Here is an 11,366-nt window from a genome sequence, read left to right on the forward strand (position 1 = left end):
TTTAGAGCCGATATCGAGCAAAACCCGCCGGATGGCCTAAATTAGTCCTTGAATACAAAATCCAGACCCAAAATGGTTGGTCTCGCGGCCGGAAAAAGCCGCGATGCGCCGGCAGCGAGAATCCATCGCTCGAAGAAAAATCTACGTAGGTGTCATCGGGCCCGCACCGGCAGGTTTGGAATACTCTTGCAGGTGGCCGTAAGGTCTAGGCCTTATAACTCTAAGTTGCGCGGTCCGTAAGACTTGAACCGTTCCACGGTCCGCCAGATCTCATCGTCCTCGAGGAGGATCGGGCGCCCGACCTGCAGGGCGATCGCGTATTGCTGGCACAGCGCCTCGATCTCGACCGCGAGCCAGAGGGTCTTCTTCAGGTCAGGTCCGATGGCGATCATGCCGTGATTGGCCAGCAGGCAGGCTGTCCGGTCCTTCAGGGCGGCAAGAGCCAGGGCCGACAGGGCTTCCGTTCCATAAGGCGCATAGGGCGCGCATCGCACCGTCGGGCCGCCCGCTGCCGCGATCATGTAATGAACCGCCGGGATGTCCTGCCCGCACATCGCGAAAGCGGTGCAATGGGTCGGGTGGGCATGGACCACGGCGTTGATCTCCGGCCGCGCCACCAGGATATCGCGATGGAAGCGCCATTCCGACGACGGCGCGAGGCCGGGCGAAGCTTCTCCGGTGAAGGTCATGGCCACGATATGCTCCGGCTGCAGCACCTCGGCGGGGATGCCGGAGGGCGTGACCAGGAAGCCATCGGCGGACCGCACGGAGATGTTGCCGGAAGTGCCCTGACTTAAGCCGAGGGCGAGAAGGTCGCGCATCGCGGACACGAGACCGGCGCGCGCCGCGTTGTCGTTGGACTCGGGGAGGGTGGTCGGCATGCGGATCTCCAGGATGGGACGCCCTACCGTGCGGGCGCCGGCGGTCTATAACACCGGCTGCCGGGTGCGCCCGGCACCAGGCCGGGTCGGCCCGGTCCGTGGCGTCCTCCGGTTTCGGAGCGACGCGAGAATAGCCGTCCGATTCCCCGAGCAGAGGCAGTTCGGCCGATGAGTACCTACCGCTTCGAGGCTCTGGTCGCGCCCCGTGCGATCGCCCTTGCGGGCCTGGAGGATGGGCCCGACGGCTTGGCCGAGGCGGTCCTGGCGAATCTCCTGCGCGCGCAGTTCCTCGGCTCGATTCTCCGGATCGGCTCCGATGCGGCGTCCGGCGCATTTCCATCGTTCGCCGACCTGCCGGACGCCCCCGATCTCGTCATCCTGGCGACCCCCGCCGGTTCGATTCCCGAGCACATCGCGGATGCCGGCCGGCGGGGCGCGGCGGCCGCCGTCATCGTGACGCCGGATGTCGGCGCCGATCTCTGCGAGACGGCCAGGACGGAAGCCCGCCGGCACGGCCTGCGCCTGCTCGGTCCGGGCAGCATCGGTCTCTCGGTTCCCGGCGCCCGGTTGGATGCGAGCCTGCTGTCGCGCGCACCGAAGGCGGGGGACCTCGCCCTGGTCTCGCAATCGGGCACGGTCGCGGCCGGCATCGTCGAGTGGGCGGCGCGGCGTGACGTCGGCTTCTCCGCCGTGATGTCTCTCGGCCTGGCCTGCGATATCGACGTGGCCGACTGCCTCGATTACTTCGCCGCCGACATCCGCACCCGTGCGATCCTGCTTTCCCTCGATGGGGTAGTGGACGCGCGCAAGTTCATGTCCGCGGCGCGGGCCGCAGCGCGGGCCAAGCCCGTGGTCGTCCTGCGCGCGGGCCGCCACCGGGCGCCGCCGCGCCACGCGACGACGCATACCGGCGCGCTCGCCCGGCCCGATACGGTCTACGAGGCGGCGTTTCGACGGGCGGGCCTGCTCTCGGTCGATGGCCTCGACGCGATGTTCTCCGCGGTGGAAACTCTTGGGCGGCAGCGGCCCTTCCCCGGCCACCGCTTGGCGATCGTCGGCAATGGGCGGGGTATCGGTGCCCTGGCCGCCGACCGGCTCGCCGACCGGGGCGGCATCCTGGCTGCGGCGGGACGCCTGGGCAATCCGGTGGATCTCGGCGTCGCGGCGGGACCGGAGGCCTATGCGGATGCCCTGGCGCCGTTGCTGACCGACCCCGACAACGACGCGGTGCTGGCGGTCCACGTGCCGACGGCGCGCTCCGACGGCACCGCGGTGGCGACGGCCATCGCCGAGACGGTGAGTCGGGTCCGTCGCAGCGGGGCGCGCCGGAAGCCCGTCTTCGCCGTGACGATCGGCGAGGAGGCCGAAGCCGCGAGCCGGCTCGCGGCGGCCGGCATCCCGCGCTTTTCCACCGACGATGCCGCCGTCGAGGGGTTCCTGCATCTCGTCCGCTACCGCGAGGCGCAGGATGACCTGATGCGCACGCCGGATTCACTGCCGCGCGACTTCTCGCCGGATGTCGAGGCGGCCCGCGCCATCGTCGCCCGCGCCGTGGCCCAGGGCCAGACCTGGCTCGATCCCGTGGCGGTCGCCGACCTGCTGGCGGCCTACCGCATCGACAGCGTGCCCCTGACGCTGGCGCCCGACATCGATGCCGCCGCGACCGCAGCCTGGAGCATCATCGCGGCGGGCGGCGCCGTCGCGCTGAAGGTCGTCTCGCCCGACATCGTGCACAAGTCCGACGTGGGCGGCGTCCGCCTCGATCTCACCAGCGAGGCCGATGTGCGCACGGCGGCCGCCGATATCCTGGCGCGGGCCCGGCGGCTGGCGCCGGACGCACGGATCACCGGCTTCGCGGTTCAGCCGATGATCCGGCGCGGCAAGCAGCGGGAGCTGATCGCAGGCCTCGCCGAAGATCCGACCTTCGGGCCGGTGGTGGTGTTCGGGCGCGGCGGCACGGCGGTGGAGGTCATCGACGACCGGGCCCTCGGCCTGCCGCCCCTCGACCTGCGGCTCGCCTCCGAATTGATCGACCGCACCCGCGTCGCCCGGCGCCTCGCCGCTTATCGCGACGTCCCGGCGGTGGACCGCCACGCGGTGGCCCTGGTGCTGGTCAAGCTCGCGCAGATGGCCGCCGATTGCCCGGAGGTCCGCGAACTCGACATCAACCCGCTCCTGGCCGACGAGACCGGCGCCCTGGCTCTCGATGCTCGCGTGATGGTGGCGCCCGAGGCTCCGACGGGCCGCCGCGCGCGGGGCACCTATCATCCGCGCTTCGCGATCCGGCCCTACCCGGTCGAGTGGGAGCGTGTGCTGCACCTGAAGGGCGAGACCATCCGGGTGCGGCCGGTTCGACCCGAAGACGAGGCGCTGTTCCTCGCCTTCTTCCAATCGGTCAGTGCCGAGGATCTGCGCCTGCGCTTCTTCGCCCCGGTGCGCGACTTCAACCACGCTTTCCTGGCCAAGCTCACCCAGCTCGACTACGCCCGCGCCATCGCCTTCGTGGCCATCGACGACGCCACCGGGGCGATGCTCGGCGCCGTGCGGCTCCATGCCGACGCCAACCACGAGAGTGGCGAATACGCCATCCTGATCCACGGAGACCGCAAGGGCACGGGCCTCGGCCATGCCCTGATGAGCTTGATGATAGACTGGGCCCGCATCGAGGGATTGTCCCGGGTCGAGGGAACGGTTCTGCGGGAGAATCGGCCGATGCTCGCGGTGTGCAAGCAGCTCGGGTTCACCACGCGGCCCGACAGGGAGGATGCCGGCGTGGTCAAGGTCTCGCTGGCCCTGTAGGGCGTCTCAGGCTTGCGCGATCTGGCCTCCGATCAGGCCCGTTCCGAGATCCGGCGCACGCCGCCCGGGTCGGCGCTGGCGCTGAATTGCGACGGCGTCATTCCGTAATGCTGCCGGAACAGGCGGCTCATCTGGGCGGCGCTGCGAAACCCGGCCTCCTCGGCGAGCCGGGCGATGGGATGCGGCTGAGCCGGCGCGCTGAGAGCCGCCTTGACCTGCGCGAGGCGGGCCGAACGGATGTAGGATTCGACCCCGCCCACCGGCTGGAACATGGCGAATAGGCGTGAGCGCGACGCGCCGATGCTGCGCGCCACTTCGGTAGCGCTGAGATTGGGATCGGCCAGGGATGCCTCGATATACAGGCAGGCCTTGCGGAACGACCGGGCCGGATCGGCATGCGACGTCCCGTGCCCGAGGGCGCCGGTGATGGCCTGGGCCATCAGGGTCGCAGTGTGCCCGAGGGTCTCGGCATCGAGGGCATCGCGATTCGGCAGGCGCTCGCGGAGGCGCAGCAGCTGCGCCGTGTAGGGCGCGGCGATCTCGGGTGGGATCACCAGGCCGTGCAGCTGATCCAGCCGGCCGAACCATCGCTTTGCGAAGGGGCGCGGCATGCTGACGAAGTTGCGTCGCTGCCGGGGAATGCCCTGGGCATCGCGGATGATCGTCGGTCGCGAGAAATCGATGACATAGACCGACCCCGTGCCGGCGCGGACTTCGCGCCCGTCGAAATTGCCGATGATGTCGCCGGTCTCGATGTGCTGGAACACGATAACGTCGAGACCGTCATAGCCAAGCTTCTGCGCCGGACGGTGAAAGACGAAGGGCACCCCATCCATGAAATGGAAACGCAGGTGTTCGGTCCAGAAGCTCGTAATCTCCACCTGGAATGGAGCCACCAGCGGTGTGACCAGGGCCGAACTGGCGAACATGAGCTGATAGACGTGAGCGGCTTCGTCCGGCGGATAATCGCGGCTGGAGAAATGCACGCGCCGTAACGGAAAGAGACCGTCCGTGGCCTGATGGTCCGGGGACAATGCGTGCAAGGCGGCGTTCACCACTGCGAGGCTTGGCGCTGATGACAACAATAGCGGATTCGCCGTTCAGTTCCCTCCCAGCAAGATAGGTGATTCCTCAAACGCCGTCCCGGAGCGGCCTCATTGAGGGGCGTCCCGGAGAGACCGGACGAAAGGGGACCGCTCGGCCTTTCCACCGGTGCCGCGACGGCGGCAACGATTCGGCCCCACCCGATGCGACAGGCCAGATCAGTCCGGGAAAAGATCGCGATAATCCGCAAATCAGCGCATCCAGATCGACCGCGCCCGGCACATCATTTGACTTTCGATTTGCTAATTGTCGCCTAAGCGCGTACAAAACCGCCATCAACCCAACGGCAGAACTTCTGCGGCGCGGTTTCGAAGCGGAACCGGGCTTACCCTTATTGGGCGTCGGATTGGTGATGGAGACGGCCGCGCATGATCGCGTGGATCTCCGGAAGATAAGCCCGCAAGGGCGAAGGAATACGATGGCTGTCGGTACTGTTAAGTGGTTCAACGAAACAAAGGGTTTCGGTTTCATCCAGCCGGATAACGGCGGAAGCGACGTGTTCGTGCACATCTCGGCTGTCGAGCGCGCTGGCCTTCGTGGTCTCGCCGAAGGCCAGAAGATCTCCTACGAGATGGAAACCGATAAGCGCAGCGGCAAGCAGTCCGCCGGTAGCCTCCAGACCGTCTGAATAAGGCGGGCCCCACGCGGAGCCCGACCTGTTTCGAGAGCCGCCTCCCGCATGGGAGGCGGCTCGCTTGTGTTCTAAGACCCTTTCCGAGGGGAGCGCGCCCAGCGCGGCCTCCCGCATAACAGGATCCTGTGTGAGCCAATTCAACCCGAACTCGATGACCGATCGCCTCAAGGCCGCGACGGAAGCCCGCGCCGCAGCGCTGGCCCGCTTCCGCGATCGTCCGCCGGCGGATGATCCGGCCGTGGTCGCCCGCAAGGCGGAGCGAGCCCAGATCGCCCGGGAGCGGGAGGTCCGCGTCGCGGCCCGCGAGCAGGCCCGCATCGAGGCCGAGGCCCAGCGCGCCGCCGAAGCCGAGGAAGAGCGGGAGCGTCTCGCTGCGGAAGAGATCCTTGCTGCCGAGGAGAAGGTCGCCCAGGCCGCAGCAGCCCGCCTCGAGCAGAAGGCGCAGCGCGATGCCCGTTATGCAGCCCGCAAGGCCAAGGCTCGTCGCTGAAGACAAGGCTTTTCGCTAAGGCCAAGGCTTTTCGATAAGGCTAAGGCATTTCGATAAGGCGAAGTGTCGTTGCTAGGGCCAAGGCTCTTGAGAAAGGCCATGGCGCGTCGCTGATTTCAGCGCGTCGCCGAAAATCGTCCGACCGTGAGATCGATCTCGCGGTCGACGGCGGGTTCGCCCCGAACCTGCCGGCAATGATCTGTCCTCCTGGACCGGTCCGCATCACCGGGTCCGCCGAAGCCGGCGCACCCCCTTCGGCGTGACCTCTGTCCGTCGAGCCGCGATCGAGGAGATCCGCGCCATGTCCCACAAGTTCAAACTCGGCCAGCGCGTGCGCCGGGCCCAGATCGGCTACGCCTCCCCCAAGACCGACGTGTCCGACATCTTCGAGATCGTCCGTCTGGTGCCCGAGGACCAGACCGGCGAGCCATTCTACCGGATCAAGTCCGGGGCGAGCGAGCGCGCCGTCCGCGAAGGCGAGATCACCGAGGTCTGACGCCTGTTCCGCCCGGCGATCGTTCCCCGGTAGGGGTGGCGTCTCCGGGACGCTGCAGCATCGACGGGATGACCACCGGGACAGCCTCCGCTGTCCCGGTTTCCGTGAAACAGACTTCCCACCGCGTCAGGTCAGCACCACCACGCGGCTGCCGATCTCGACGCGGCCGTACAGGTCGATCACGTCCTGATTGATCATGCGGATGCAGCCCGACGACACGCTCTTGCCGATCGAATCCGGCTCCAGTGTGCCGTGGATGCGATAGAGCGTGTCCTTGTTGCCCTGCCAGAGATAATGCGCCCGAGCCCCGAGCGGGTTGTGCGCGCCGCCCGGCACGCCGAGGCCGCTTTGGAGCTGTGACACCGACTTGGCGAGCTTCGGCGTGCGCGCGATCATCTCCTTTGGGGGATACCAGTCCGGCCACATCTGCTTCGAGTTCACCGTCGAGGCCCCGGACCACGAGAAGCCCTGCTTGCCGACGCCAACGCCGTAGCGACGCGCCCGGCCGTTCGGCTGCACCAGGATTAGGTGGTGCGCCCGCGGGTCGACCACGATGGTGCCGGGCGTTTCGGGGCCCGTATAGGCGATCTCCTGGCGCAGGAACGAGGGGTTCGTTTTGCGCCAGTTGAAGGCGTAGACCGGGAACGGCTCGTCGGTGATCGCCGCATAGGCGCGGTTGTAGTCGATCGGGCCATTGTCCACGGGCTTGGCCGGCGCGGCCTGTTGCGGCGAGGCCGGCGGAACCTGGCGCGGCGCGTAGAGATCCGCATCCGGATCGTCGACCACTGCGGCACGGCCCCGCTGCCCCCCCATCCGGTCGAGAGTGCGGTCCTGGCCCCGATCCGAATAGGGCACGTACTGGCCGCCCCGTCGGCGATAGAGCCGTCCCTCCTCGTCGCGATAGAGACGCTCGTCGTCATACGGGCCATTGCCGTCGAGGCCGTCGCCGAAGAGGCCACGGCTCTGGGCGAGGGCGGACCCGACGGGTGTGAGGAGCGCGAGGCTCGTCGTCGCCCCGGTGAGAAGCGTGCGGCGGGTCGTGTGGGACATGGAGGTCGCTCGGGCGGTCGTCGTTGAAATGGTTCGCTCGACGCCGGGCCTAGCAAGTCGTCACGCGCGCGTCACGTCACCTTGAGGATGGGCAGCCTTGCGTGACTACCAAAGGTCGTCGGCGATGCAAACCGAGCACAATGCCCACGGCTCGGCATCGATCTGGAGTTCTTCGAACAACCGCGTGAAGACTCGCCACGCGGCGACCGGCGGGAGACTTTCACCATGTCTTCAGAAAAGCCGTCGTCATCAGGTCCGACGCCGCGGGCAGCGGTTGTCAAAAGCGTGGCCGTGTCGCCATAGGAAGTGACCCGAAAGGGGCCCCACTCAAAATCATGGAACGCGACCCGTGCCGGTCCCTCCGCATCACACCTTCCGCGCGCGTCCAGCGCTGCTCGCGGCGTTTCTGCTCGTCGCTCTGGTACCGGGGGAGGCTTCGGCGAACCGCACGCCGACGCCGAGGCCGGCGGACGCGCGAGTCCCGGCGACCACCTGGACGTCGAGCGAGCCCGACAACGCCACCTGTCAGCGCACGCGCCGCAAGTTGTGGCAAGCAGGCGAGGGCTGGATCGTCCGCGGCGTCACCGTGTGCCGTTGAGGCGGCTGGAGCGCCGCGGCGCCGTATCGGGACATGCGCAGGCTCGACCTCGCCGCCGCGACGACGTTCGGCCAAGGGGAGGTCTCGACAATGGCTCTCGCCTCTCCGCATCTGGTCACGGCAGGACAGGTCGCGTTCCAGGGCCTCGTGGGCCATGATGATCGGCACGCCGAACCGTCAGTGCGCCGTCACGCAGGTGGTGGCGCACCATAAGGACGGCGGCTCGCCGCGGCGCGATCGAAGCGAAATCAACGTCGTTCGACGCCGCCGCCCCGCAGGGATCGACCGGATTTCGTATGAACGGCCCGGCCGGATATAGGTGTTTGGGCATTGGCCTCGGCGAATTTTACGGTCTGCGCGTCGTTCTACGTAGGAAGATCGGCGGCACGCAGGTAAAGCTGCAGCGGCCACGCGTTCGCTCGTCGGATCGTCCGTGTCGGTCATGGGCGGCAACGCGTCTGTGCGACCGCGACCGGAGGGGCGATTGAGTAGGACCGGCGACGCGCCCGAGACCAGGTCCGCGGCCCTTGCGCGCTACGGCATCCTCGATACCGCCCCCGAGGCGGCGTTCGAGGACGTCGTCAGGCTGGCCTCGATGCTTCTCGAGATGCCGGTGTCCCTGGTTTCGCTGGTCGAGTCCGATCGGCAATGGTTCAAGGCCCGGATCGGCTTCGATCGCGCCGAGACCACGCTGGCGGAATCGATCTGCGCCCACGCCGTGCAGCAGGACGGCCTCTTCGTGATCCCGGACACCACCCGGGACCCGCGCACGGCGAACAACCCCCTGGTCACGGGCACGCCGCACGTTCGGTTCTACGCCGGCATGCCCCTGCACGCGCCCGAGGGGACGGCGCTCGGCACGCTCTGCGTCCTCGACGTGAAGCCGCGGGAACTCACCGAGGCGCAAGCCTTCATCCTGCGGACGCTGGCCGGGCAGGTGATGACCGAGCTGAACCTGCGGCGCGCGCTGCGGGAGCGCCGCGCGAGCGACCGGCACAACGCGGCGATCATCGAGAGCGCCATCGATTACGGCATCATCACCCTCGATCTCACCGGCCTCGTGACAAGCTGGAACGTCGGCGCCGAGCGCATCCTCGGCTGGGCCGAGGCCGAGATCGTGGGGCGTCCGGCCGAACTCTTCTTCGCCGAGGAGGACCGCCTGCGCGGCCTGGCAGAGCACGAGATGCGGGTCGCGCGCGAGCTCGGACGGGCCAACGACGAGCGCTGGCACGTCCGCAAGGATGGAACGCGCTTCTGGGCGATGGGCGAGATGATGGCCCTGAAGGACGAGGACGGCAGCCATATCGGCTACCTCAAGATCCTGCGCGACCGCACCGCCCAACGGAAGGCCGAGGACGCCCTGATCAAGCAGACGACGCTGCTCCAGACGGTCACCGACCATCTCAGCGAGGCCGTGATCCGCCTGACCCGCGACGACGTCGTCACCTTCGCCAACCCGGCGGCGGAAGCCATGCTCGGCTGGCCGAACGGCAGTCTGATCGGGCGCAACCTGCACGACACCGCGCATCACCACCATGCCGACGGCCGACCGTATCCGCGCGAGGCCTGCGAGGTCGTGCGCTCGCTGAAGAGCGGGGAGGCCCTGCGCGAGCGCGAGACCACGTTCTTCCGCCAGGACGGAACCCCCATCGACGTCGTCACCAACAACGCACCGATCATCGAGGATGGGCTGGTGCAAGGCGCGGTGCTGACCCTGACCGATATTACGGAGCGCAAGGCGGCGGGCGCCCGCCTGAGCCGGAGCGAGGAGCGCCTGGCGCTCGCCCTCAACGCCTCCGGCATGATCGGGACCTGGGACTGGGATCTGCGTGAGGACGTCATCTACGCGGACGCCAACTTCGCTCGGATCTACACCGTCGATCCGGAGCGCGCCGCCCTCGGCGCGCCGTTGGCGGATTACATCCGCAACTTCCATCCCGACGACATGGGCCGGTTCCAGGCGGAGCTGGACCGGCTCTTCGCGGGGGCAAGGGAATTCGCCTGCGAATATCGGATCGTTCAGCCCGACGGCTCGCATCGCTGGGTCATCGCGCGCGGAAGCCTGGTGCGGGCCGCCGACGGAACGCCGCTGCGCTTCCCCGGTGCCTCCGTCGACATCACCGAGCGCAAGCGCGCCGAGGAGCGCCAGGCCGCCCTGGTCGAACTCGGCGAGCGCCTGCGCGAATCGCAGGACCCGGCCGAGATCGCCTTCGTGGCCGCCGAGATTGCGGGACGCACCCTCGGTCTGACCCGAGCCGCCTACGGCACCCTCGATCCGTCCGGCGTGTATCTCGACGTCATCCGGGACTGGACGCTGCCGGGGGTGGCCAGCCTCGTCGGGCGGCATCGCTACGACGATTACGGCTCCTATTTGCCCGAGCTGCGCCAGGGCCGGGACGTGGTCATCGCGGATGTGGAGCAGGACCCGCGCACGGCCGGCTATCCCGAAGGGTTCCGCGCCCTCGACGTCCGCACCGTGATCAACCTGCCCCTGATGGAGCGCGGGCAACTGGTGGCGGTGTTCTGCCTGCATGATTCGAAGCGGCGCGACTGGACCCCGGACATCCTCGACTTCGTGCGCAACGTCGTCGACCGGACCCGTGCCGCCGTGGCCCGCCTCCGCGCCGAGGAGCAGCAGGAACTCGTCAATCGCGAACTCAGCCACCGCATGAAGAACCTGCTGGCGATGGTGCAGTCCATCGCCACCCAGACCATGCGGACGGCGGTCGACGTCGATACCGCCAAGGAAGTTCTGGCCGGCCGCCTGATCGCCCTGGGCCAAGCGCATGACCTTCTGATGGGCGGCGCTCTCGGCAGCACGCTAATCGGCCCGGTGGTGCGCGGCGCCCTGAAACTGCACGAGGACCAGGCCGGCCGCTTCCGCCTCGATGGCCCGGATCTCGAGATCGGCGCCAAGCCCGCCCTCTCGCTGGCGCTGATGCTGCACGAACTCGCCACCAACGCGGCCAAGTACGGGGCGCTCTCGCAGGAGACCGGGCATGTCTCCATCCGCTGGGAGGTCCGCGACGAAGCCGGCGAGCCGCACCTCGCCCTGTCCTGGGCGGAGGTCGGCGGTCCGCCCGTGACGAAGCCGGCGCGCAAGGGCTTCGGGTCGCGCTTCATCGAGCGCGGGCTCGCCGGGCAGGTGGGCGGGACCATCGCGCTGGACTTTCCACCCGATGGCGTCACCTGCGCCATCGCGGCGCCACTCTCGGCGTTCCAGGCCGACGGCTGATCCCGGCGTCCACCGGATTCCGACCCCGTCAGGCCCATTTCCTGGGCAGTGCCGCCTGACGCGCCATCGCACGACGGCG

At 68.4% G+C, this 11,366-nt stretch carries 8 protein-coding genes; 5 read left to right on the forward strand and 3 right to left on the reverse strand.

Features of this window, described 5'->3' with window-relative positions:
- Positions 1-212: 212 nt before the first annotated feature.
- Complete coding sequence (locus tag ASF60_RS01570) at positions 213-881, reverse strand: class II aldolase/adducin family protein (RefSeq protein WP_056179203.1); 669 nt, start codon at positions 879-881, stop codon at positions 213-215.
- A gap of 168 nt (positions 882-1,049) precedes the next feature.
- On the opposite strand from ASF60_RS01570, the gene ASF60_RS01575 reads away from it, so the two are divergent.
- Positions 1,050-3,680: a bifunctional acetate--CoA ligase family protein/GNAT family N-acetyltransferase gene (locus ASF60_RS01575; RefSeq protein WP_056179207.1), complete on the forward strand. Its 2,631-nt coding sequence runs from the start codon at positions 1,050-1,052 to the stop codon at positions 3,678-3,680.
- Between the two features lie 32 nt (positions 3,681-3,712).
- On the opposite strand, the gene ASF60_RS01580 is transcribed toward ASF60_RS01575, so the two are convergent.
- Positions 3,713-4,723, reverse strand: a complete 1,011-nt coding sequence (locus tag ASF60_RS01580; protein WP_156633741.1) for an AraC family transcriptional regulator — start codon at positions 4,721-4,723, stop codon at positions 3,713-3,715.
- A 479-nt stretch (positions 4,724-5,202) separates the two neighbouring features.
- Here ASF60_RS01580 and ASF60_RS01585 point away from each other — a divergent pair, with 479 nt between their 5' ends.
- The 3 genes from ASF60_RS01585 to ASF60_RS01595 all read left to right on the forward strand — a co-directional run bounded on the left by ASF60_RS01585 (position 5,203) and on the right by ASF60_RS01595 (position 6,404).
- Complete coding sequence (locus tag ASF60_RS01585) at positions 5,203-5,412, forward strand: cold-shock protein (RefSeq protein ID WP_056180031.1); 210 nt, start codon at positions 5,203-5,205, stop codon at positions 5,410-5,412.
- 133 nt (positions 5,413-5,545) lie between these two features.
- On the forward strand, positions 5,546-5,908 hold the full coding sequence (locus ASF60_RS01590; protein WP_274533537.1) for a DUF6481 family protein: 363 nt from the start codon (positions 5,546-5,548) through the stop codon (positions 5,906-5,908).
- 301 nt (positions 5,909-6,209) lie between these two features.
- Positions 6,210-6,404, forward strand: a complete 195-nt coding sequence (locus ASF60_RS01595) for a hypothetical protein (RefSeq protein ID WP_056179212.1) — start codon at positions 6,210-6,212, stop codon at positions 6,402-6,404.
- Positions 6,405-6,530: 126 nt separating this feature from the next.
- Here ASF60_RS01595 and ASF60_RS01600 read toward each other — a convergent pair whose 3' ends face one another.
- Positions 6,531-7,454: a L,D-transpeptidase gene (locus ASF60_RS01600; RefSeq protein ID WP_056179215.1), complete on the reverse strand. Its 924-nt coding sequence runs from the start codon at positions 7,452-7,454 to the stop codon at positions 6,531-6,533.
- Positions 7,455-8,536: 1,082 nt separating this feature from the next.
- Here ASF60_RS01600 and ASF60_RS01605 point away from each other — a divergent pair.
- Positions 8,537-11,287: a PAS domain S-box protein gene (locus ASF60_RS01605; protein WP_056179217.1), complete on the forward strand. Its 2,751-nt coding sequence runs from the start codon at positions 8,537-8,539 to the stop codon at positions 11,285-11,287.
- The last annotated feature ends 79 nt before the right edge of the window (positions 11,288-11,366 follow it).

It is taken from the genome of Methylobacterium sp. Leaf113 (assembly GCF_001423325.1).
Lineage (GTDB): Bacteria > Pseudomonadota > Alphaproteobacteria > Rhizobiales > Beijerinckiaceae > Methylobacterium.